Here is a 24,146-nt window from a genome sequence, read left to right on the forward strand (position 1 = left end):
TTTCCGAATAAAATAAAAAAAAAAGAAGAAAAATTATTTGCCGATATCCTCTACCAATTCCTTTGCATATGGAGTGATATTCTCATCAAGCATACGCTCTAAAAATTGGCCGGTATAAGTTCCGGACTCGGCTATTTCTTCAGGTGTACCGGTAGCTATAACCTGACCTCCGCCATCACCGCCGTCAGGACCTAAGTCAATGATATGGTCTGCTGTTTTAATGACATCCAGGTTATGCTCAATTACAACAACGGAATTGCCTGCATCAGTCAATCTGGCAAGAACATCAAGGAGTCTTTTAATGTCAGCGAAATGAAGACCTGTTGTCGGTTCGTCAAGAATATACAGTGTTTTACCGGTACTTGTTCTTGATAACTCTTTAGCAAGCTTAATCCTTTGAGCTTCTCCACCGGATAATGTTGTTGCAGGCTGACCTATTTTCATATAGCCCAGTCCAACATCATATAATGTTTGAAGTTTTTTGGTGATTTTCGGAAGGTTTTCAAAGAATTCCAATGCTTCTTCAACAGTCATTTCCAAGACTTCATAGATATTTTTACCTTTATATCTTATATCCAAGGTCTCTTCATTGTATCTTTTACCGCCACAAACTTCACATGGCACATAAACATCCGCTAAAAAGTGCATTTCAATTTGAACAATACCGTCACCGGAACATGCTTCACATCTTCCACCTTTAACATTGAATGAGAACCTTCCCGGCTTATATCCTCTTGCTTTGGATTCAGGAGTGTTAGCAAACAGATCTCGGATATCCGTAAATACACCTGTATAAGTTGCAGGGTTGGATCTTGGTGTTCTTCCAATAGGCTTTTGGTCAATTGCAATTACCTTGTCAACATTTTCCAATCCTTCTATTTCATCGTATTTACCTGCAAATGTGAATTTTTTAGCAAGCTTTCCTTTAGCTCCCTTATATAAGATTTCATTAATTAAACTACTTTTACCGGAACCGCTAACGCCTGTTACACAAGTGAATTTGCCCAATGGGATTTCAACATCAATGTGCTTCAGATTGTTTTGGGCGGCACCTTTAATTGTTATGAACTTGCCGTTTCCTTCCCTTCTTGTTTCAGGGATGTCAATTTTTTTAACTCTTGAAATGTATTGCCCTGTTATGGAATCAGGATTTTTCATAATGTCCAATGGTGTTCCCTGAGCTATCACTTTACCGCCATGCTCACCTGCTCCAGGACCAATATCCACAACATGATCTGCAGATAAGATGGTCTCTTCGTCGTGCTCAACAACAACCAAAGTATTTCCTAAATCTTTAAGCCTCTTTAACGCTTCAATAAGTTTGATATTGTCTCTTTGATGGAGCCCAATACTAGGTTCATCCAAAATGTATAACACACCTACAAGGCCTGAACCTATTTGAGTTGCCAAACGAATACGCTGAGCCTCCCCACCGGACAATGTACCTGAAGACCTTGACATTGACAGATAATCAAGTCCAACTTCCACTAAAAAGCTTAAACGTTCCTTAATTTCCTTTAAAACTTCTTTTGCAATAAAATTCTCCCTTTCTGTGAGTTCTAAATCCTGGAAGAATTGATATGAATCCTTAATAGCCAAATCACAGACATCAATAATGGATTTTCCGCCGACTGTGACAGCCAATACTTCTGGCCTAAGCCTTTTACCGCCGCAGACATGGCATTTCCTGTCAGACATGAATTTCGAAAGGTATTTTCTGGAGTAGTTAGATTTTGTTTCCACGTATAATCTTTCCATTCTTGGAATAACCCCTTCAAATTTACGGTTAACCATGTAAGACTTATTTCTGCGTTTAAATGTGAATGCTATTTTGTCTTTACATCCATATAGAATAGTATTTTGATATTCCTTATCCAATTCATTGAATGGAACATCCATGCTGAAATTGAAATGCTTTGATACCGCTTCAAGCATCTGATAATAATAATTTTCTCTTTTTGCGGATTTTGACCAAGGCGCAATAGCTCCCTCGTTTAATGTCAATGTCTTATCCGGAACGATTAAATCAGGGTCAATTTCCATTTTTGAACCTATACCATTACATTCAGGACAAGCACCCTGAGGAGCGTTGAATGAAAACATCCTAGGAGTCAATTCCTCAAAGTTGATTCCACAGTCAACACATGCGAAATGTTCGGAGTATCTCTTCTCATATTCCCCATCATCTGTTGTGAACAATACTGTAATCAACCCTTCAGTAAATTCCGCAGCGGTTTCAAGTGAATCAACCAGCCTCCTTTTGAAGTCAACATCCTTTCTGATTTTCAATCTGTCGACAACCACATCAATGTTGTGCCTGTATGTCTTTGCAAGCTCAATGTCCTCATCCAAATCCCTAATCTCACCATCAACACGAACCCTTACGAAACCTTTGTTTCTGAGGTCCTCTAAAACATCCTTAAATTGGCCTTTCTTATCTCTGACGATTGGGGACAATATTTGAATTTTAATTCCTTCCCCTTCCTCAATGATTGATTCTCCAATTTGTCCTATGGTTTGCTGTGAGATTTCTTTTCCACAATTCGGACAATGAGGAATTCCTATTCTTGCATATAATAATCTCAAGTAATCATAAATTTCTGTAATTGTACCTACAGTTGATCTTGGGTTTTCTCTTGTTGTTTTCTGGTCTATTGAAATAGCTGGGGACAGTCCTTCAATTGATTCCATTTCCGGCTTTTTCATTTGACCCAAGAATTGTCTTGCATAAGCTGAAAGTGATTCAACATATCTACGCTGTCCTTCAGCATAAATTGTATCAAAAGCTAATGAAGACTTTCCAGACCCACTAATGCCTGTAATTACAATGAATTCATCACGGGGGACACTGACGTCAATATCCTGCAGGTTGTGCTCACGTGCACCCTTGATGACAATTTGTTTTTTTGACTCTTCTGCCATAATAATCTCCTAAATTTAGTTATATATTATTAGAACAAACTACCTTATAAAATGTTTCTGAGAGCATTTGAAAAGTAATTCAAAATTATGTCCGATTTCCAAAAAGAAATTATTTGTCAAAACCTTTCAAAGCATAAAGCTTATTCCTCAAATCAGCAGCCCTTTCAAAGTCAAGCCTTGCTGCTGCATCTTTCATATCCTTTTCCAAATCTCTAATCAATAAGCGAAGTTCATCTTTAGGCATTTTTTCAATATCTGCGCCTTTAACCTTATATTTTTCATCTTCCTCAGCAAGTTTTTCTTTTAATGTTCTCTGAGTGGATTTTGGAACAATTCCATGAACTTCATTGTATTTCATCTGTAATTTACGCCTTTTAAGCGTAATGTCATAAGCGTTTTTAACGGAAGTGGTCATGTTGTCCACATACATTATTACGCGACCGTTCACATTTCTTGCTGCACGGCCGATTGTCTGTATCAGGGAAGTTTCATTTCTTAAAAATCCTTCCTTGTCTGCATCCAAAATAGCTACTAAGGACACTTCAGGCAAATCCAAACCTTCCCTTAAAAGATTAACTCCAACCAAAACGTCGAATTTTCCCCTTCTCAAGTCATTTACGATGTCAATCCTCTCCAGGGTATCGATTTCTGAATGCATATACCTTACTTTAACACCTATCCTCGCATAATAATCGGTTAAATCTTCAGCCATCCTTTTTGTCAATGTGGTGACAAGCACCCTTTCATCCTTTTCCGCCGTGATTTTGACTTCCTTAAGCAAATCCTCAACCTGACCTGTTACCGGCCTTATGATTACTTCAGGATCGACAAGACCTGTTGGCCTGATGATTTGTTCAACGACATTTCTTGATTTTGCAAGCTCATATGGGGCAGGTGTCGCCGATACGTAAATAACCTGATTGACAGAAGCTTCAAACTCATCAAACCTTAAAGGACGATTCTCTTTAGCTGAAGGCAGTCTGAAACCATATTCGACTAAAGTTTCCTTACGTGCACGGTCTCCATTATACATTCCCCTGATTTGAGGAACGGTAACATGGGATTCGTCGATTATTGTTAGGAAGTCATCAGGGAAATATTCCAAAAGTGAATAAGGCTTATCGCCCCAGTCACGTCCTGATAAATGCATGGAATAGTTTTCTACCCCCGGACAGTATCCCATTTCACGAAGCATTTCTATATCAAAACGAGTTCTTTGCTCCAATCGCTGAGCTTCTAGGAGCTTTCCCATTGAATTTAACTCTGAAAGTCTCTCTTCAAGTTCATTTGTGATTTTGGAAATGGCTACATCCATCTTGTCCTGACCTACAACAAAGTGCTTTGCAGGGAAAATCATGTATCTTTTAAGTGACTCCTGTTTTTTTCCGGTTACCTTGTCTATTATGCTGATGGCATCAATTTCATCGCCAAACAGTTCAATTCTTATTGGTGGTGTTCCATGAACCGGATTTATTTCAATGACATCACCGCGGACCCTAAATTGCCCACGTGCAAATTCTATATCGTTTCGCTCATATTGCATAAAAACAAGTCTGGCAAGAATTTCAGATCTGTCGTAAATATCTCCAACATTTATTCCAAAAGCGAATTCCCCATAGTCCTGTGGTGAACCGATACCATAGATGCAGCTTACACTGCTTACGACTATGACATCATCCCTTGAGAGCAGTGATTGAGTTGCAGAATGCCTCATTGTATCAATGTCATCATTGATGGACGCTTCCTTATCGATGAAAGTATCAGTCCTCGGAACGTATGCCTCAGGCTGGTAATAATCATAATAGCTGACAAAATATTCGACTGCATTATCAGGGAAAAACTCCTTGAATTCCTCATACAGCTGTGCAGCCAAAGTTTTGTTGTGTGAAATGACAAGAGTTGGTTTTTGAACTTCCTCAATGACATTTGCCATTGTAAATGTCTTACCAGAACCTGTCACTCCCAGAAGAGTTTGTTCTTTAATGCCGTTCTTTATGCCTTCGGCTAATGAGTTAATGGCTTTTGGTTGATCACCTAATGGTTTGTAGGGTGATTGTAACTTGAATTCCTTCATGATATCTAGTTATTAATTGAAATATTGAAACTGATGTGTATGTAATTTGGAGCACAGCAAGGGACAACCTTCTCATCCCTTATTGCAAGCTCTCCGTAATCTTTAAATTCTTTCTTTAAGTCTTTTTTAATTTTTTCAACATTATCTTCATTGTGAACCCTTAGAGATCCCAAAAATACGGTTTTTGCAGCCATATTCATGACTGATATGCCGTCCACAAGCTCATATTCACCATATCTGGTTAAAATATTATTGGACCCCTCCAGGAGTTCCTTTTTGATTTTTTCTTTATCCATAACTATTCCCTCAATGCATCTGCTATGCTTTTAGCTATAGATACACGTGAAGTATCGGAAGATAAACTGTTAGTTCCGATGATTTTGTCTGCGCCTGCAGCATAGATTCTGGTTGCGCCGTTGTTGGTTAAGATAGGGTGGACACAGCACACGTCTACAGTTTCTGCGCCGTATTGCTTTAGGATGTTGATTGCATTTACAATGGTTCCTCCTGTAGCAATGATATCATCAATAATGATTGCATGCATGCCTTTTACTGAATCGACATTAACGGTATTTTCGCTTTCGCTATCACATCTGACATCAACTATTTTAGTTTCTACCTTATCCGGTCCTAAACGTACTTTTGTCAAATAAGTGCAATCGCAACCGATTATTTCGGAAATTTCCTGTGCAAATCCATAAGCGCCCTTATCAGGAGCAATGACAATCGGTTTGTCTTTACCTTTTTTAAATAATTTCTTATTAAGGTATTCCGCAATTGCAGGCATTGCTGAAATATTTCTAGCAGGAATATCGAAGAAGTTTAAAACACACTCTTCATGAATATTGAATGTGATGAATTCGTCCGCACCTGCAGCCTGGATTAAGTTACAGATAATCTTAGCTGAAATAGTCTCTCCAGGATTAAAGCGTTTTTCCTGTCTTGCATATCCCATATATGGAACTACTGCCCTTACTTTCTTAGCTCCCAAATCCTTCAGATTGGAAATAATAAAGAGCAATTCCATTAAGTTTTCATCTTGAGGATAGCCTGTTGACTGGATAACAGTCACTTCATCAGCAATTTCACCATCGATTCTTAAATATCTTTCTCCATCCGGAAATTTCTTAGTTTCAACATAACATAATTCTTCTCCAAGTTCACGTGCTACATGAGCAGCTAAATCTTGTGAAGATGAACCACCTATAATCACAATATCACCAAAATTTTTATGTTTTAATATATATTTCTGATAATTAAAAAAGTTAAGTATTAATATTTAAATGTCTTATAAAATGTAATTATGAAAAAGGGAAAAACAATACTAACAATAATTGCGGCTTTAATTATTGGATTTTTATTATTTACACTGGCAAGCCCTATTCTAATTATTGCAGAAGATACTGATGAGGGAGACCCCGGTATTGACATGGCCGCCAAGTTCAGTCTTTTAGGCGGTTTTGATTGGGTTTATCCAGGAAGTTCCTTTAATGCACAGGGCCAGACATTGCACAATATACATTTAGACAGCCCTGATGATCCTTATGGTGCCGCACGTGACATAATGAGCTATTCTTATCAGTTTACACCACATCTAATCGTCAGCATAAACAATGCCGCTGCCGAATCCATTTTTGGTGCAACAATAGTTGATGACATCCGTGCAAATGATGGCTATTACGGTTATCCCGGAAATGAAAATGCTCAAGGGGGCATGTCCAGAGGAGATGCCGTTGGAACAGCAATGTCAAACAGTAAGATGAATCTTGCTGAAATTCCTTTACAGGTCCTTATGGGAAACATCAAATTCCATATAGTATGATTTTCCATTTTTCAATGGAGAAGTACATAAAATGAAAGGGCAACACCAAGTAATGAGATAACCATCATTATCATCCCATGTTTTCTTAAGGTTGGATGCTTTGATTGAACAAGATAAAAAGGCATGAAAAAACCGAAAAAGGTGAAAGTGGCAAAGATAGTATTTTTTGCAATGATTCCTGCAACAAAACCGCTCCAAGATAGGAATATTGTTGTGATATAAGCTGCTATAAGTGCCTTCTTATTGATTGGCGGGATCTGCTGGGAATTATAAACATAAATCTGTTTAGGCCTTGCCTGAGCTACGAGTGGTGTTCCGCATTTGGCGCAATAATCATAATCATCCTGATTTTCAAAATTGCAATTTTTACAAATTCTTGTCATTGTTTAAAATTTAATATTTTTTAATATAAATTATTTTTCAGTTTCATCGCTATTTCAAAAAACGCTTCACCTTTATAATTGATATTATTCAATTTGGCATAATATTTAAATCCCAACTTTTCTAAAACCCTTCCTGACTGTTTGTTCTCATATCTGAAAGATGCATAGATTTCCTTTACATTCAAATCCCGGAATGCCCTATTGATTAGAAATTCGGATGCCTCGACGGCATATCCATTTCCCCAGTACTCTTCAGCAATCCAATAGCCCAATTCAGCTGAATTCTCACCCCAATAATGATTGCAATCTGGATGAAACAATAATCCAACACATCCAATAGGAATGTCATCTTTAACGATTGCATAAGTTTCTTTTTTAGAAAAAACTGTCCTGATAATATTCAAGCTATCTTCAACGCTTTCATGTGGTGGCCATCCTGCAATCGGACCAATCTTAGGATTTTTTGCAAAATGATATAAGCATTCCGCATCAGATTCTTCCCAAGGCCTTAAAATGAGATTATCAGTTTTAAAAATCATTGATTAAAGTTTGGTTTCGAATAATATAAAAATTTTGAAAAATAATTTTAACCAGAAATACACACAATTAATTAACTCGAAAGAATAAAGATATTCATATGAAAGTTAAAGATGGAATCTGCGGTTTTGTTATTGGTGATGCCTTAGGCGTTCCTGTTGAGTTTGAACCTAAATTGGTCCTTGATAATGATCCCGTAACAGACATGAGGGGTTATGGAACATACAATATGCCTCCGGGAACATGGTCTGATGACACTTCAATGACCTTGGCCACAATGGCAAGCATTGCAGACAAAAAAGGCATTGACTATGACGATATAATGAACGAATTCTGGCAGTGGTATGCAAATAACAAATACTGCCAAGTTGAATTGTTTGATATTGGAATTACAACAAGCAATGCATTGAATAATTATCACGGTAACGGTATTCCTGCCCTAGAATCCGGGATGAATGGTGAAAGAGACAACGGAAACGGTTCCTTGATGAGGATTCTGCCTCTAGCCTACCTCAAAGATGTTGATTACGAAACTATCGAAAACATGTCAGCCCTCACACATGCCCATGAAAGGTCCAAAATTGCCTGCGTATTATATGTTGAAATAGCCAAATCCATGCTTGAAAATGATTTGGAAATCAGGGAACATGTTAAAAACTCCTGTGAAAAAATAAAAGAGCATTATAAGGATTCCTGTGAATTGAATCATTTTGAAAGAATATTCAATGATGATTTGGATTATGTGGAAAGCAGCGGTTATGTTATCAAGACACTTGAATGCGTCATACATTGTATGCAAACAACCTCAAATTACAAGGATGCCGTTTTAAAAGCTGTCAATTTGGGTGAAGATACCGATACGGTAGGTGCAATCTGCGGAGGATTGGCTGGAATTTATTACGGATATGAATCTATTCCTATAGATTGGTTAGAACAAATCGACAAGCTTGACTATGTGCTTGAATTATGTGAAAATTACGAGGCATTTTGTGATGAATCTTAATGAAACCATTAAAAATATTAGGGCTACATGCGATAATTATGTAGACCCTAACCTGCTCGCTTTCATCATCGATGATGATGGCTACATGGGTACAAACAATATCCTCGAAATTAAGGGATATGGCATTGAAGACAGTGACAGCTATGAAGAAAGACTTCTGAAAATTCATGAAAGTGAAAATATTTTCTTACCTGCCGGAATGATGACCTTCATGCCAATAATCAATGAATGCGATATCTTTTCAAGCGAAGACTGCAATCTACAGCTCACGCAGGAGGAATTCAATGAATATGCTGACAGCGAAGAAAAGTTATTTGGAATTCTCATAAAAAAAGATTCAGAAGATTATCTAATCGGAAAGACAGATGTCTGCAGCTGCAGCATTGACGCATCATTTGAAGAATTCGAAAAATCGGATTGTGACTTCTACAATAAAATTAAAGAGATAATAGATAATAAGATTATCTATTAATAAAATTCTGTTTGATATTTTCCCACATGGCCTGTTCTTCACCACAACCGGTCATTATAACATTTTTATATTCTGATTTTAAAGCCAGTTCCGTTAATTTGGCTATCCTCTTATCCATTTCCTCATAGCTTAACGGATAAAATTCGGCTGTGTCAAAATCTTTTTTAATTATATTATAATACTCTTCAGCCTTTTCAATGGAGTGTCTTCCAGGAACAACAATGACATGGTCGGGATTCATTGCCTTAATGACATTATAATGATCATTGAATATGTCCTCTTCATTAACATCCGGAGTTGTGTAAATGAATTCTATAGAATCCTTTGCATATTGCTTCATGAACAGTGCATTGATTTTCATTGCATCACCGTTGTCCCCCTGTCCAAGGCCGATATTCTTATCTCCAACCCGTACAACCTCAAATCTTCCAGGAGGAATGAATGACATGTCCAAGTTGTTGAATACCTTTTTAATGGTGGACTCGATATTTTCTGTTTTTGGAGTGAATGAAGCATAAGCAGTGATGGATGCCAAAGTATTGTAGATGTTATGGAAACCGAATGGAGGAACAGTTATCTCAACATTAAATGAAAGGTCGCAACTGCATGTGTAATTATACAAGTCTCCATCAATTGTTAAAATCCATGAATCTTCACCGAATACTGCGTTGGTTAATTTGACATTAGGTTCTGGACGTTTAAATCCGCAAGAACAGCTATAAATTCCTCTATGATTTAAAAACCTTTTTTCGTATTTTAGTGTTTCTCCACAATTAAGGCATTCAATATCATCTTCATCAAAAATGTCTTCAATATCATCAATAGCTATTCCATAATAGTTTACGTCAATATCTTGCTCTTTCAGATATCCGATATATGCAGTGCGGGGATCATCTGCGTTTGTTACAACTATACCCCTTTCCATGCCCTGGCATAATAATAGTTTAGCTTTAAAATAATCTTTAAATGGATTTTTAACACCTGCCACCTGAGTGTGTTCCTGTGAAATTGTAGTATAGACCACTCCTACCGGATCCACTACCCTTTGGACAGTATCTGGAATTCCATATTTGATATTACGAATACCATATTCAAATACTCCCAAATCACCTTTTTGATTGATGAATGCAGTAGCTATAGCATTAATTGTGTTACTTTCAAAACTGCTCCTGATTTGAGTGTCCTTAGATAATAATTTAATTAAAAGGGTTGTGGTGGTTGTCTTTCCATTAGTCCCTGTAAGTATGATAGAACCGTTTTTCAATTCCTTAGACAAATCTGAAATTGCTTCAATACCTGCAACTTTTGAAAAAATTATTCCTGGAAAACTTTTACCGCTTCCGGAACCAAACCTAGCAAACGGCCCGCCAACTTTGGCTAAAAATTTTCCAACACTTGTTTTTACATTACTCATAAGTAATCTTTTAACTTAGAAAATATATAAAAATTGTGCTAAAAATAAGAAAAAGAGAGTGAATTAAAAAATTTAACTCACATTTAATTGGTTGTTGGATTATTTATTGTTGTTTGTGGAACTTTTTCCACGACTTTAGAACCGATATTTTTCATTTTTTCAATCAGCTTATCTTTGCTTGAACCGCTAATTAAAATGTTTTCTAAAACATCACTTAAAGTCTCGGTAGGAATGATTTCAATCATGTCTTCGTATTTTTTCTCAATCATAACATCTTTCATGTTAGATTTAGGAATCAATACCTTTTTCATTCCTGCTTCAGCTGCAGCTTCAATTTTGGCGGTTGCTCCACCAATAGGCATTACATCTCCACGAACATTTAGAGAACCTGTCAATGCAACAGTCTGGTCTATTGGAATTTCCTCAATTGCTGAAATTACCGCAGTTGCAATACTTACACTGGCTGAGTCACCTTCAACACCGTCATAAGTCTGGATAAACTGAACGTGAATGTCATAATCTGAAATGTCCTTGTTGGTGTATTTCTTAATTAATGCACTAACATTCTGAACAGATTCCTGAGCTATTTCACCCAATTTACCTGTAGCGATAATCTGACCACCATTCTTAGATTGGGTAGGTGCAGCTTCAGCTGCAATTGGAGAGACGATACCGCTTCTATCACCAATTACCGCAAGACCATTTACAAGACCAACTCTTCCTCCTTCAGCTGAAACCATACTGTAATCTTTTCTCTGCATGATTGACCTGTCGGCTATTTGTTGCTCTAAGGTTCTTGCGAATTTTTTAGCTTCAAATACATGCTCAGCAGTTACTAAATCATCTCCTTTTTCAATAGCTACATCACCAGCAGACCTGACTAATCCTCCTAAATCTCTGAGTCTTAAAGTTAAAGCGTTTTGTTTTCCGGATCTTCTTTTTGCTTCAAGGATGATTTCATCCAATGCATCCGGAGCGAAGTGCGGAATTCTTCCATCGTTTTTAACTTCCTGAGCTACAAATTGGACTAGCTTTTCTCTGTTTTCAGTAGTGTCTTCCATGTAATCCTTCATGAATACTTCATAACCGTATCCTCTGATTCTGGACCTCATTGCAATGTGCATTCCTTCCAGTACCTGAAGGTTACCTGAAGCAACCAAGACAAAGTCACATGGAACTGCCTGTGACCTTACCATTGCCCCACTTGAATTTTCGCTTTGACCTGTGATGGCATATTGCTTCTCTTGCATTGCTGATAAAAGCTCTTGCTGAGTTTTCATTGACATTGTACCAATCTCATCAATGTATAATACTCCTCTATTAGCTTTATGAATCATTCCCGCTTCAACACGTTCATGTGCAGGGGTTCCAAGTCCACCGGATTGGTATGGGTCGTGACGTACATCACCTAAAAGTGCTCCTGCATGAGCACCTGTAGCATCCATGAACGGTGCAAACCTGGATTCCTGGTTATTCACCAATAATTTTGGAGACATAACATTGGATTTTGGTTTAATTTGAATAGATATAAGTAAAATTAAAGCAGCTGCAATAATTGACTCTAACAATCTGCCATACATGAAACCTATGATTAATACACCTGCAAGTGCAAACATGGTAATAATGGTTTTCCTTTCTTCCTGACCTTTGGCTGAACCTTTAGTAGCCCTAACAATCTTTTTACCTTCACCGGCAGGAACAGTTCTGATTAAAGGATGGTTATTGTCTTCCATATTCGGGTATACTAATATATCCTGTAAAGTTTCATGAGGTAAAATTTGAGCCATTCCTTTTGCAAGCATTGATTTTCCAACACCCGGATCTCCAATCAGCAAAACATTCCTTCTTTGTTTTGCAGCTTTCTTAATAGTTTCAATTGACTCTTCATGTCCTATAACCTGGTCAATTAATAAGGGTGGAACTTCAATATCTTGTGAGCTTTTAATATTATTATAATCTAACATTGGTTGAGTTTTATCTTCGCTGATTTCACTCTCAACCACAACTTCTTTAGAAGAATCTTCAATTACATCTTGTTCTTCAAATTTCATTAAACAACCTCACATAATCTAATCTATCATTAAAAGTTAAGTTAAAAATACTATTTAAATATTATTTAAATCCCCACTATATAAAAAGTTTTCTATTTTAGTAAATTAAAGTAAGTAAAATAAATCATATAAAAAATGATATCAGATTGCGAATCGATATAACATATAATATACATCACTTATATTAAAAGGGTTTATAAATTGATATTTTATCAAAAATAAATTATAAATAAATTTTTTTTATCAAACAGTTAAAAATACTTAAAAATAGACACTATTATATATTATTAACAATTAAAAATAATAACAACAAGATAAATTTCAATATTTAAATCTTGTTAATCGAATTTGAAAGTAGGCTTCACATCCCGATTCAATCAGTTTTTATATCAGAGTATTGAAACCCCCGAAAAGGATATGTAGAATTCCTACTTCAAATTAGATTTAGTTATACTCATTCTAAATTATTTATAATATTAACTCAATATATCTTATCATGACAAAATGTATCATGGTTCAAGGAACCTCATCAAATGCCGGAAAAAGCATGCTTGTAGCCGCACTATGCAGAATTTATAAAAATAGGGGATACAATGTAGCTCCATTTAAATCCCAAAACATGTCCTTAAACTCATACACCACTAAAGAAAACGGTGAAATAGGAATAGCCCAAATGTTACAAGCCGAAGCGGCAATGATTGAACCAAGCATACATATGAATCCTGTTTTGCTTAAACCAAAAGGAAATTTTACCTCAAATGTAATCATCCAGGGAAAATCCGTTGGTGATATGAACTTTTATGATTACCAGCACAAATACCATGATACCGCTTTTAATGCAATAAAAGAAAGTTTTGAAATATTGAAAGAGCAATATGACATCATCATCATTGAAGGAGCAGGTTCTCCAGCAGAAATCAACATGCGCGACCAGGATATAGCAAACATGGAAATAGCTCACCTTGCCGATGCAAACGTGATTTTAATAGCTGACATAGAAATGGGAGGGGTGTTTGCTGCCATTGCAGGAACATATGTTCTTCTTGATGATTATGACAGGTCACGTCTAAAAGCAACAGTAATCAACAAGTTCAGGGGCAATTTAGATATCTTAAAACCTGGACTTGATAGAATTGAAGAGATTACCGGCGAACCTGTTTTAGGAGTCTTGCCATATGATGAAACTTTAAAATTACCTGAAGAAGATTCAGCATCACTTACAACCCATGAATTTGCAGAAAACAAGGACATTACCATTGGAGTTATTCGCCTGCCTAAAATAGCTAATTTCACAGACATTGATCCATTTGAATATGAGGATGATGTCGGATTGAAAATGATAGGCATCAATGATGACATCGGTGATGTTGATGCCATAATAATTCCTGGAACACGTAATTCAACAGAAGACATGTATGCACTGCGTGAAAGCGGACTTGCCGATAAGATTATTGAGAAATCAGAAGAAATACCGATAATTGGAATCTGTGGAGGACTGCAAATTTTAGGTAATGTAATTCATGATGAAGAAAAACGCGAATCCGAACATGGGACAATCGAAGGTCTCTGCCTTTTGGATATTGAATCCAGTTTTTCAAGGGCCGGCAAAATCGTTACTCAATCAACTGCAACAATCCCTGAAAATATTGATGGCCTTGCAGGTGAAATCTTCAAAAACATTGCAGGCGAAGAGGTGAGCGGTTATGAGATACATGAAGGAACAACAGAACTCCTATCATCAAAAGCGTTATTGAACATCATCAAAGGTCAAGGAAATAACGAAGATGGTGAGATTGATGGTGCCTCAAGCGGAAATGTATTTGCAACCTATTTCCATGGAATATTCCACAACTACAACTTCAGAAGAGAATTCCTAAATTATTTGCGTGTGAAAAAAGGTTTAGAAGCAAAATATGGTGAAGATCCATATGAAACTCAAAAGGACTATTCCCTAAATAAATTAGCCGAAATAGTTGAAGAGAATCTCGATATGGACATCATAGACAAATTACTTTTTGATTGAACTTCTTTTTTTTCGAGCTAAACAGATATTAAATTTTTGCATGTTTAGCCCATACCTTATCATCATCATTGGCGGTAGCCTTATTGTCAGCCATTACGCCAACCAGATCATGTGCTACGTATGGTTCCTCCAAATAACCAATATCATCATTTGTTAATTTTAAATCAATGGCATTTGCTGCACCTTCAACATGATGCATTTTGGTTGCACCGACAATCGGAGATGTTACCTTAGTCAGAAGCCATGCAAGAGACACTTCAGTCATTGAAACATCATAATTTCCTGCCAGTTCATTTACCCTTTTAATAATCTCCAAATCCTGTGCTTCAGTATTCTGATATTTAAGTTTTGCATAAAAATCTTCATTTAACCTTTTTGACTCCTCTCCAGGCATTCTGGAAAGCCTTCCTGAAGCAAGTGCACTGTATGGAGTAACCGCAATATTATCTGTTTTACATAATGGAATCATTTCCCGTTCTTCTTCCCTAAAAATCAGATTATAATGTCCCTGAATTGAAACGAATTTCTTAAATCCTTGCATTTCAGCTAATGCATTTGCCTTTGCCAGCTGCCAAGCAAAACAGTTTGAAATACCAATATACTTTACTTTGCCTTCATCGATGACTTCACTTAATCCCTCAAGGATATCATATAATGGTGTGTTATAGTCCCACATATGGTAAATGTACAAATCAATATAATCCAAACCCAAGTTTTCAAGGCTCTTTTCAACAAAATTGTGAATATGCATCTGGCCGGGAACATTGTTTTTGATTTCTTCCTCGGATCTTGGTAAAAACTTAGTGGCAACAACGACCTCATCCCTTGCGGCATATTCTTTTATTGTCTTTCCAAGGTATTGCTCAGAAGTACCGTTCTGATAGCCTATTGCAGTATCATAAAAGTTAATTCCGCTATCCAATCCTTTTTTAATGATTTCCATTGATTCTGATTCCGGCAATGTCCAGGTGTGCATTCCATTTTCCGGGTCTCCAAATCCCATACATCCCATACAGACTCTGCTTACTTTTAAACTTGAATTTCCCAATTTAGTATATTCCATATTATCACTTTTCATCGCATGTAAAAAAAATAATACTTTTGATTAATTTTAAATTTAAACCGCATTATTTAAAAATGTTAACTAACATAATAAATAATATCAATATAATTGGAGATTGAATTATGATTGTAAATGTAAAAGCAACTAACAAAGTCAATGGTGAAGTAACTTCCTACAAATTAGAAGGTAACGGTGACGAAGGTTTCTTATATGAAGGAACCCACATGCAAGAAGTAGCAGACAACATTATCAGAGAAATTAACAACAACTTAATTTTACTTGGTTCCCCAATTTACACCATTAAGCCTGGTGAATCTGCAGCTATTGAAGCAAAAACCTTTGATATTGAGATTAACGCTGAATAATTCAGCTTCTACTTTTTTTTATTTTTATACTCTTTTTTTTGTATTTCACATATTTCCTAGTTTTTAAAATTTAAGTTTCCCACCTCTCAAATTATATTTCATTGACAATAGCTATGACCATGCCATTTAACTTATTATATTGTTTTATATACTATCAATATTAAAAATAATAATGTTAATCAAATAATATCGCGATTAGTGATTTAAGATGAAAATATTTTATCGAATCAATTCAAGGAGGTGAAAATAATTAAAAGCAGAAGTATTTTAATCATGTTAATTGCAATTATTTTTATCTCATCAATTGGCGCGGCTAATGCTTACGAAATTGATGAAAACCAAACAGGCGCTGCCTATTTGGGAATTACCTCAACTGCAGACAACTCTAATCAGGAATTATTATCTGCTTCAAATTCTACAGAAGCAACTTCACAAAGCAACGATACACAGAATAGTTCTGGTGCATATCTTGTATTGGATAATGATGCTGATAAAGAAAATGTCAATGTTGGCGATTATGTTACATGGATTTTAGAAGCTATAAATCTTGGTCCGGATACAGCAAAAAATGTTAAAGTCTACGATAAATTACCAGATGGTTTAAAATACATTAAACACGAAACTGAAAAAGGAACATTCGATCCTGAAACCAGCATTTGGAATATTGGTGACTTAACAGTTGACGAGGAATCTGTAACATTATACATTACTACACAGGCATTGACTGTAGGTGAAAAAATAAACGAGGCATATATTACTAGCGATACACTCAATTTAAACAATGAAACTTATGAACAGGAAGAAATTGATGTACTTTCTAGCGATGATTCGGAAATATCTGAATTTGTAAAACATGCATCTGCAAAAATGCATGAGACAGGAAATCCTATATTTTTGGCCATGATATCCATATTCTTATTATCAGTTCCAGTTATTAAAAGATAATTGGAGCATTTTATTCTTTTTCTAATAGAATATGGGGGTTTTACGTTTTTTAAAAAAAAATAATATGGGAGGATTATCCTCCACCAGGAATTGTATATTTGTCGTTCACTCCATAAAATATTCCGTCACCTTTTGGCTTTTTACTAACATTCAATAAAGCATTGTTGAAGATGATATTCAAAAATTTATAGCCATCTTTATCAATCAGATTTGTTAATGGAGTGTTGTTTTCCCTTATTTCTAATGCCTCCTTTTCAATGTCAAAGCATGCTCCGTATAGTATTTGGCATGAGTTTTCTTCGATGGATTCAGGAACTGGATATAATCCGAAAGTGGATACTAATTTAAACTCAGACAATATCGATATGTTGCGCAACATTTCCGATAATATCGATTATTCTCAAATATTGGGCTTAAACAATACGGTAATTACAATCAACAAGTAATTACCTCTTATCCAATTGACAATATCGTGAATTAAATTAATTTTTGCCGATAACACAAACTATCAATTCCATGACATTAACTGAAGCCATCAATTATTCGAAAACTGTTTTTGGAAAGTATTTGATGTATATTCCGAGTTGAAAAATAAATTGTATTTTAGATACCTTTCAGTTAATGTAATCAGCATGCCATTAAATTATATATAATTATAATGCATTCAATTTAATTGAGAGTTATTTAAATTATTTGACAGGCATAACATGTTGAGAAAATAGTCCTGAAAAAAATGAAATTCAGTTAAAAAATGAATCCGAATCCTTAATCCGTAAACAGAATCTTGAAACAATATACAATACAGGCAGCTCTATCAGCGGACCGATTACAAGAGCTATTGAAATTAACTCATGACCCGGAAAGGAATTTATTGCAATGGCCAATGCCAATGGAGAGTTACGCGCTAATGTAGTCATTGTTAAACTCGCATATTCCGAATATGTGAAATTAATCTTTTCAGCTAATAACAGATCAATAACTGTATTGACAATGAAAAATATGATTAATGGGATGAACAGAACTGCAATAGAGTTTAAATTTTCAAACAGCAATTCTCCCTGGCTTGCAAAGATGCAAAACACTGCAAGGGATAAGAACCATATTTGCAAACTGCCCATTAATTCAGCTGCATCTTCTTTCAAAACATTATTCAATACCCATTTTGTAATTTGTGCCGCAATGAATGGAATTACAATAACAATAATAAGTGAATAAGCCAATTGCGAATAATCCATTGAGTTTGCAGTCGAAAAAAACAAAATCAAATAGATTGGAAGCAATATTATCTGCAATATCAGATTTATTGGAAGTATTGATAAGCTAAGAGTTAAATCACCCTTCGCCATTTTTGTAAATACCAGATACCAATCCGTGCATGGCGTTAGTATCAGCATGAAAAAGCCAATCAGGATATCGACATTTCCCCTTAAAAATAATGATCCAATGAAGTATCCGAATAATGGAGTCCATAAAAAGTTGATTATCAAACTTGTTGATGTGAATTTAATATTTTTAAAGCTGTCCTTGAGCTCATTTAATGGAACATCCAAGAATAAACCGTAAAGCATCAAACATAAGAATATGTTTATCAAATGAGTGGTGTTATCCGCGATAATTTGAACATTGCTGAAAATCAAACCTAAAATGACTGCGGAGAATATTATCACAGGTTCAAGTTTTTCCATTAAATTCATATCATCACCTTTAGGCATACCTAAATTTGTAATTGAAAGTATATATCTTTTATGTATTTTTAATAGTTCATATGCACATCATAAACGTTAAAAAACCATTACCCAATAATTTATTTGTTCATAAAGCAAATATTTACATTAAAAGGTGAAAGATATGAATCCTATTGAAATTGATGCCGATAAATGTGTTGTCTGTTCAAAGTGTATTGATGACTGTCCAAACTCCTACCTATTCCTGGAAAATGATGAAGTTCATGCAAACCAGCAAGGATGCATGGAATGCGGCCATTGCTATGCAATCTGTCCACAAGGCGCCATAACCATGACCAACTATGATTTCATTGATGAAGAAGTTGTTTTAATGAGTGAAATCAATCCCGAAACATTACTCAATGCAATGAAAAGCAGACGTACAATCAGACAATTTAAGCCTGACCCCGTCGAAGATGAAAAAATAGAAAAAATACTGGAAGCCGGGCGCTATTCACCTACAGGAGCAAACAGGCAGATGGTATCATATACAATTCTTGGGTCCAGACAAAAAGAAGCAGAAGAAATATGTTTAGGCCTATTCAGAAAAGGTAAAAAATTCGGATCTGCATTTGCAAGCTATTTGAAGAGAATAGAAATAGATGATGACTTCTTTTTTAAAGGGGCACCATTAGTAATAGTTGTTGCAAGCAAAAGTACAGTTGATGGCGGTCTTGCAAGCTCATACATGGAAATCATGGCTGAAAGCCTGGGACTTGGAGTCCTATACAGCGGATTTTTTGTCATGTGCAGCAAAATGAGCCGAAAACTTAAAAAGTTGCTTGAGCTAGAAAAAGGGTATGATGTAGTTACATGTATGGTAATCGGATATCCTGATGTGAAATATCAAAGAATTGCACCACGTAAGGATTTGAAAGTGAAAAAGCTTTAGAGAATTGATTTAACCTACAACATCACATTTTTCTAACTTCATCTTAATAAGAGAACCAATAATATGACTTAACTGATTATTCCCTTTGCAAATTCCTGAGCATTTTTTAAATCTTCTTCGTTTGGCCTTCCTCTATGGACAAACTTAAAGGCTCCTCTGCAGTGGAATTCATTTTCACTCATTTTTATGCCTTTAGCTTCCACTTCCTTTTTGACCTGGCTGTAAGTGGATTCTATTAAGGCAGCTGATGAGAAGTTTACTACTTCTCCCACATTAACATCAATGTTTTTAATGAACTCTTTTATTTTTCCGTCAATACCTGCAGCATATACGGCACTTCCCAAAAAAAGAATATCAACATCTTCAGTTAGCGGTTTATCGACAGTTTTGGCTTCAACATCCACAACCTGACTGATAGCGTCAGCAAGTTTTTTTGTATTTCCTGTTTTAGTGTAATATCTTATTGCTATTTTCATTAAAATCACCAAAAATAGTTAAAAAATAAAAATTAATCGAAATTTTATTATGTCATAATATATTTTTAATATATTTAAAATTAATTATTGTTCAACCTCATTATAAATGTTGCAGGCAAATGCTCATTCCACATCATGGAGAAACAGATTATGATGAAATTCAATTTTGGAGCCTTTCATGGAGGATGGATTTCAGCCAAATGCTAGGAATAGAACGTCTGTGTTGAGAATCTGGCAACAGCTGAATCTAGATTGAATGGCCTTCAAAATATATGGGGATTTTTACCCATAATGTATAAAATATTAGATATCTTCCGATTTTAAAAATAAAATTAATATAATTTATAAACAAATATTAATTTATGAGTGAAAATGCGCAATGGGATTCAACATTAACATTTATTTTTGCAATGATTGGAGTTGCAATAGGTCTAGGAAATATATGGAGATTTAGTTATATTGTATATTCCAATGGAGGAGGTTCATTTTTCATCCCATACGTTTTTGCAATAGCTATAATGGGAATTCCATTTTTAATATTGGAATATGGTATTGGATTTTCATTTAAAAAATCGTTTAGTGAAATTTTTAAATCGATAAACCCTAAATTTGAATACATTGCATGAGTTCTTATTTTTTCAATAGCAATTGTGCTAATATATTACATGGTCATTATTAGCTGGGATTTATTCTATCTTGTTAAAAGCTTATCTTTTAGCTGGGGAAGCGATACTGCAGCATATTTTGTTCAAAATGTTGGAGGGGGCGAAAATCTCTCAAAAATTGGCAATTTCTTCATTCCAGTGGGAATTGGAGTGGTGGTTTCATGGATTATTCTGTGGTTTATCTCCCACAGATCAATTGATAAAGGGATTGGACTTGCTTCAAAGATTTTAATACCGGCAGTATTTATCATAATGGCAATAATTGTTGTTTTTGCATTAACACTCCCCGGAGCGAATATAGGAATCGATGCTTTAATTAATCCCAATTGGAATCTTCTATGGGATATCAACATATGGATTGTTGCATTTTCACAAATCATTTTCTCCCTAGGAATAGGTGAAGCCCTGGCACTAACATATGCTTCTTACTTGTCGGACAATAAAGGCTTGACAGATAATGTATTCCTTGTTGTTGCATCAAACTCCAGTTTTGAAATATTTACTGCATTTGGAGTGTTTTCAATTCTCGGTTATATGTCCGCAACATCAGGAACCCCAATGATTCAATTAGTCAGCGAAGGAACAGGATTAATATTCGTGGTATTTCCAAAAATATTCAGTTTAATGGGAATTGCCGGACATATTCTGGCTCCTTTATTCTTTTTAGCAGTATTATTTGCAGGAATAAGTTCTGCATTTGCATTTTTTGAACCTATAATAGCTTCAATTTCATCAAAATCCAATATGAGCCGTGAAAAACTGGTGACAATCTTAAGTATTATTGGATGTTTGTGCTCACTGATTTTTACATGCGGAATAAGCAGTTACCTTGTTGGAATTGTAGATGGATTTGTTAACAAATTCGGAATATTGCTTTTAATCGCAATCCAATGTGTAATATTTGGATGGTATTACGGCGCTGAAAAAGTCATTCCGGTTTTAAATGAAAAATCAAGAATCAAAGTTGGTTTTATCTGGAAAAACCAGATTTAGCGAATTTCAAAAGGAAAGACCTGAAATGTCAAACAAAGCATTGTCCAGAAGTTTGAAATTCATGGAGGAACAGGGATTGATTAAAAAAGATGCTGATGAATATTTCTTAACCGATAAAGGGAAATCCCTGAATAAAGTCATTTATGACTTGGTTGAATTTACTTTAGATAATAACAAAGAATTATACGATGAAAAAACTATTTTAAAGGCAAAAGAAGGATTTAGAAAACAATTATTAGAATAACCTATTTTGAGGATCAATATAGCTTGGTTCATTGACTTCATTTACAACATCCCCTTCACCAACATCACCGATTAGCAAGGATGAATCATGATTATGCAATTTTTGATTCTTTTGACCATTTTCATGTTGCTGTTGGCATAACACACTTTAAATTATCTACTACTTTTTTGATTTTTGTTTGATATAATGTGAACAATTAATGCTTAAAATTATCACAATTATCCATTACGTTTGAGAATTTATCTCTATATCATATAGAATTATCTTAATGCTCCAATCGGAATTACCATTACCCCATCTTTTCGAACTTTTGCAATTGGATTACCAGTTATAACCGCTAAAAAGCTAGGTTCCGGAATATGTGTATTTCCCTCAGCAATTTTTTGTTTAATCAACTTATCCATTTTTAATAAAGTTTGAGCACCCTCATCAATTCTTTTATCCCCTAATTTAAACTCAATTAATCCATAGCGCCCATCAGCAATTTGCAAAACACAATCCACTTCCAAAGTACCATCATTATAATACAATACTTTTCCACCCAATGGTGAGGAATATACTTTTAAATCTCTTATGCACATGGTCTCAAAAATGAATCCAAAAGTTTCCAAATCATAGACCAACATTTCAGGAGTTACATTAAGACCTGCAACTGCAATTGATGGATCTACAAATTCCTTTTTTTCTGTTTTTCTTATTTTTTGCTTTGAACGAATATTTGGAGCCCATGCTGAAACATTATCAATAACAAACAGATTCTTTAAAACCGTAATATATGAATAAAATGTAGGTTCAGAAATTTTACCATAATTTTCTTCAATATCTGCCATTATTTTTGTATTACTAACCAATGTTGAAATGTTGCGTGAATAAGACCTGAGAATTGCTTCAAATAATTTTGAATCACGTTTAACACCATCAATATTATAAGTGTCATCACGACATATGTTATCAAAATAAGAAGAAGCTACGATTAATTGTTTTTGTTTGTCTTCAATATTCAGTGTTTCAGGCCAACCGCCACGAGAAGCCAAAAAAGTTAAATCACGTAAAGATAAATCTGAAGTAATTCCATTAATTTTAACATATTTATCATTAAATAAATCAACCAATGAAATGTTGCCGTTGGAATCGCCACTTTCATATAAGCTCATCGGCCTCATCATCAACCTGTGAATCCTTCCGACTCCCTTATGATTTATTTTAGAATTATCAACAATTGTAGAGCCTGTTAAAATATACAAACCATAACCGTCTGTTTTATCAACGGAATACCTTACTGCATCCCACAATTCTGGAGCCATCTGCCATTCATCAATCAATAATGGTTTTTCCCCATCCAATAACAGCAATGGATCCACATCCGCCAGTTCAATATATGATTTACCTAATGTAGGATGTTGCAATTCAATTATGGTTTTGGCAAATTGAGTGGCCGTTGTTGTTTTACCACACCATTTTGGCCCAACTATTAAAACAGCCCCCATACATTCAAGCATATCCTTTAATTCTTCATCAACATACCTTTTAATATATTCCATATTACCGCCATAGGTGATTATACTAATTTTATTTAAGTAATTATAGTATTCATATTTAAGTGATTATACTAATGTTATTTAAGTAATTATAGTATTTATATTTAAGTGATTATACTAATGTTATTTAAGTAATTATAGTATTTATATTTAAGTGATTATACTAATGTTATTTAAGTAATTCCATACCATATAAAAAGCATACAATCAATCCAGTAGTTACCATAATTTTTTAAATAAAACTTATTTAAAGCTTGTTGAAGCCAGTTTGTAAAATTACAGTGAAAAAAACATGATATATAAAGTTTTTGTTAAAAATAGATTTAAACTAACTTTTGTTGCATATCAATGTAGCTGGGTTCATTAGCCTCTTTTGCAACATCACCCTCATTAACATCCCCAATCAGCAACTGTGAATCAGTATTATGCAACTTTTGGTTCTTTTTGACCAGCTTCATGTTGGCGTTGGCATAACAATATAGAAATTATCTACTACTTTTAGTGAAATTTGTTCTACAACATACGAACAGATAAGGGCGA

At 35.0% G+C, this 24,146-nt stretch carries 25 protein-coding genes; 10 read left to right on the plus strand and 15 right to left on the minus strand.

Annotation, left to right across the window (positions count from 1 at the left end):
• Nucleotides 1–33 precede the first annotated feature (33 nt).
• The 4 genes from uvrA to E7Z77_RS03120 form a co-directional block, all read right to left on the minus strand.
• Nucleotides 34–2,922: an excinuclease ABC subunit UvrA gene (uvrA, locus tag E7Z77_RS03105; protein ID WP_292750097.1), complete on the minus strand. Its 2,889-nt coding sequence runs from the start codon at nucleotides 2,920–2,922 to the stop codon at nucleotides 34–36.
• A gap of 109 nt (nucleotides 2,923–3,031) precedes the next feature.
• Nucleotides 3,032–4,996: an excinuclease ABC subunit UvrB gene (gene uvrB, locus E7Z77_RS03110; RefSeq protein WP_292750100.1), complete on the minus strand. Its 1,965-nt coding sequence runs from the start codon at nucleotides 4,994–4,996 to the stop codon at nucleotides 3,032–3,034.
• Between the two features lie 5 nt (nucleotides 4,997–5,001).
• A complete protein-coding gene (locus E7Z77_RS03115; protein ID WP_292750102.1) occupies nucleotides 5,002–5,292 on the minus strand; it encodes a hypothetical protein in 291 nt (96 codons plus the stop codon).
• A gap of 2 nt (nucleotides 5,293–5,294) precedes the next feature.
• Nucleotides 5,295–6,209 (minus strand): ribose-phosphate diphosphokinase, encoded by a 915-nt coding sequence (locus E7Z77_RS03120; RefSeq protein ID WP_292750105.1) that lies wholly within the window; start codon nucleotides 6,207–6,209, stop codon nucleotides 5,295–5,297.
• A 90-nt stretch (nucleotides 6,210–6,299) separates the two neighbouring features.
• On the opposite strand from E7Z77_RS03120, the gene E7Z77_RS03125 reads away from it, so the two are divergent.
• Entirely contained in the window at nucleotides 6,300–6,818 is a 519-nt protein-coding gene (locus E7Z77_RS03125) for a hypothetical protein (protein ID WP_292750108.1), read from the plus strand.
• Between the two features lie 11 nt (nucleotides 6,819–6,829).
• Here E7Z77_RS03125 and E7Z77_RS03130 read toward each other — a convergent pair whose 3' ends face one another.
• A complete protein-coding gene (locus tag E7Z77_RS03130; RefSeq protein WP_292750110.1) occupies nucleotides 6,830–7,201 on the minus strand; it encodes a zinc ribbon domain-containing protein in 372 nt (123 codons plus the stop codon).
• Between the two features lie 20 nt (nucleotides 7,202–7,221).
• Nucleotides 7,222–7,740, minus strand: coding sequence for a GNAT family N-acetyltransferase (locus tag E7Z77_RS03135; protein ID WP_292750113.1), 519 nt, complete (start codon nucleotides 7,738–7,740; stop codon nucleotides 7,222–7,224).
• A gap of 98 nt (nucleotides 7,741–7,838) precedes the next feature.
• On the opposite strand from E7Z77_RS03135, the gene E7Z77_RS03140 reads away from it, so the two are divergent.
• Complete coding sequence (locus tag E7Z77_RS03140; protein WP_292750115.1) at nucleotides 7,839–8,741, plus strand: ADP-ribosylglycohydrolase family protein; 903 nt, start codon at nucleotides 7,839–7,841, stop codon at nucleotides 8,739–8,741.
• Nucleotides 8,731–9,213: a hypothetical protein gene (locus E7Z77_RS03145; protein ID WP_292750118.1), complete on the plus strand. Its 483-nt coding sequence runs from the start codon at nucleotides 8,731–8,733 to the stop codon at nucleotides 9,211–9,213. Before E7Z77_RS03140 ends, E7Z77_RS03145 begins: the two co-directional genes overlap by 11 nt.
• On the opposite strand, the gene E7Z77_RS03150 is transcribed toward E7Z77_RS03145, so the two are convergent.
• Nucleotides 9,203–10,627, minus strand: a complete 1,425-nt coding sequence (locus E7Z77_RS03150) for a Mur ligase family protein (RefSeq protein WP_292750121.1) — start codon at nucleotides 10,625–10,627, stop codon at nucleotides 9,203–9,205. The two genes, E7Z77_RS03145 and E7Z77_RS03150, sit on opposite strands and share 11 nt — an antisense overlap.
• A gap of 83 nt (nucleotides 10,628–10,710) precedes the next feature.
• Entirely contained in the window at nucleotides 10,711–12,591 is a 1,881-nt protein-coding gene (lonB, locus tag E7Z77_RS03155) for an ATP-dependent protease LonB (protein WP_292750170.1), read from the minus strand.
• A 583-nt stretch (nucleotides 12,592–13,174) separates the two neighbouring features.
• Between lonB and cobQ the strand changes: the two genes are divergently transcribed.
• Nucleotides 13,175–14,701 carry a cobyric acid synthase CobQ gene (cobQ, locus tag E7Z77_RS03160; RefSeq protein WP_292750124.1) on the plus strand — a complete coding sequence of 509 codons (1,527 nt, stop codon included), beginning with the start codon at nucleotides 13,175–13,177 and terminating at the stop codon, nucleotides 14,699–14,701.
• A 28-nt stretch (nucleotides 14,702–14,729) separates the two neighbouring features.
• Here the strand turns inward: cobQ and E7Z77_RS03165 are convergent, their stop codons facing one another.
• The gene (locus E7Z77_RS03165) at nucleotides 14,730–15,764 is read right to left on the minus strand and encodes an aldo/keto reductase (protein ID WP_292750127.1); all 1,035 of its coding nucleotides are present in this window, start codon (nucleotides 15,762–15,764) and stop codon (nucleotides 14,730–14,732) included.
• 122 nt (nucleotides 15,765–15,886) lie between these two features.
• Between E7Z77_RS03165 and E7Z77_RS03170 the strand changes: the two genes are divergently transcribed.
• Together E7Z77_RS03170 and E7Z77_RS03175 are read left to right on the plus strand one after the other, a co-directional pair.
• Entirely contained in the window at nucleotides 15,887–16,129 is a 243-nt protein-coding gene (locus tag E7Z77_RS03170; protein WP_292750130.1) for a hypothetical protein, read from the plus strand.
• 273 nt (nucleotides 16,130–16,402) lie between these two features.
• Nucleotides 16,403–17,074, plus strand: a complete 672-nt coding sequence (locus tag E7Z77_RS03175) for a DUF11 domain-containing protein (protein WP_292750132.1) — start codon at nucleotides 16,403–16,405, stop codon at nucleotides 17,072–17,074.
• A gap of 73 nt (nucleotides 17,075–17,147) precedes the next feature.
• Here the strand turns inward: E7Z77_RS03175 and E7Z77_RS03180 are convergent, their stop codons facing one another.
• Nucleotides 17,148–17,453, minus strand: coding sequence for a hypothetical protein (locus E7Z77_RS03180; RefSeq protein ID WP_292750135.1), 306 nt, complete (start codon nucleotides 17,451–17,453; stop codon nucleotides 17,148–17,150).
• A 361-nt stretch (nucleotides 17,454–17,814) separates the two neighbouring features.
• On the minus strand, nucleotides 17,815–18,768 hold the full coding sequence (locus E7Z77_RS03185; RefSeq protein ID WP_292750137.1) for a bile acid:sodium symporter: 954 nt from the start codon (nucleotides 18,766–18,768) through the stop codon (nucleotides 17,815–17,817).
• Nucleotides 18,769–18,922: 154 nt separating this feature from the next.
• Here E7Z77_RS03185 and E7Z77_RS03190 point away from each other — a divergent pair, with 154 nt between their 5' ends.
• On the plus strand, nucleotides 18,923–19,690 hold the full coding sequence (locus tag E7Z77_RS03190) for a nitroreductase family protein (protein ID WP_292750140.1): 768 nt from the start codon (nucleotides 18,923–18,925) through the stop codon (nucleotides 19,688–19,690).
• A gap of 68 nt (nucleotides 19,691–19,758) precedes the next feature.
• Here the strand turns inward: E7Z77_RS03190 and E7Z77_RS03195 are convergent, their stop codons facing one another.
• Complete coding sequence (locus tag E7Z77_RS03195; protein ID WP_292750142.1) at nucleotides 19,759–20,166, minus strand: flavodoxin family protein; 408 nt, start codon at nucleotides 20,164–20,166, stop codon at nucleotides 19,759–19,761.
• Between the two features lie 362 nt (nucleotides 20,167–20,528).
• Here E7Z77_RS03195 and E7Z77_RS03200 point away from each other — a divergent pair, with 362 nt between their 5' ends.
• Genes E7Z77_RS03200 through E7Z77_RS03210 form a run of 3 tightly spaced genes read left to right on the plus strand, consistent with a single transcriptional unit; the run spans nucleotide 20,529 to nucleotide 22,068 of the window.
• Complete coding sequence (locus E7Z77_RS03200) at nucleotides 20,529–20,792, plus strand: hypothetical protein (protein ID WP_292750145.1); 264 nt, start codon at nucleotides 20,529–20,531, stop codon at nucleotides 20,790–20,792.
• 39 nt (nucleotides 20,793–20,831) lie between these two features.
• Nucleotides 20,832–21,824, plus strand: a complete 993-nt coding sequence (locus E7Z77_RS03205) for a sodium-dependent transporter (RefSeq protein ID WP_292750147.1) — start codon at nucleotides 20,832–20,834, stop codon at nucleotides 21,822–21,824.
• The gene (locus E7Z77_RS03210; RefSeq protein WP_292750148.1) at nucleotides 21,775–22,068 is read left to right on the plus strand and encodes a winged helix-turn-helix transcriptional regulator; all 294 of its coding nucleotides are present in this window, start codon (nucleotides 21,775–21,777) and stop codon (nucleotides 22,066–22,068) included. The genes E7Z77_RS03205 and E7Z77_RS03210 overlap by 50 nt, the downstream gene beginning before the upstream one ends.
• Here E7Z77_RS03210 and E7Z77_RS03215 read toward each other — a convergent pair.
• The 3 genes from E7Z77_RS03215 to E7Z77_RS03225 form a co-directional block, all read right to left on the minus strand.
• On the minus strand, nucleotides 22,060–22,212 hold the full coding sequence (locus tag E7Z77_RS03215; protein ID WP_292750151.1) for a hypothetical protein: 153 nt from the start codon (nucleotides 22,210–22,212) through the stop codon (nucleotides 22,060–22,062). The two genes, E7Z77_RS03210 and E7Z77_RS03215, sit on opposite strands and share 9 nt — an antisense overlap.
• 116 nt (nucleotides 22,213–22,328) lie before the next feature.
• On the minus strand, nucleotides 22,329–23,609 hold the full coding sequence (locus E7Z77_RS03220) for a DUF4143 domain-containing protein (protein ID WP_292750153.1): 1,281 nt from the start codon (nucleotides 23,607–23,609) through the stop codon (nucleotides 22,329–22,331).
• Nucleotides 23,610–23,929: 320 nt separating this feature from the next.
• On the minus strand, nucleotides 23,930–24,064 hold the full coding sequence (locus E7Z77_RS03225) for a hypothetical protein (RefSeq protein WP_292750156.1): 135 nt from the start codon (nucleotides 24,062–24,064) through the stop codon (nucleotides 23,930–23,932).
• Nucleotides 24,065–24,146 lie beyond the last annotated feature (82 nt).

It is taken from the genome of Methanobrevibacter sp., from assembly GCF_015062985.1.
Taxonomy (GTDB): Archaea; Methanobacteriota; Methanobacteria; order Methanobacteriales; family Methanobacteriaceae; genus Methanocatella.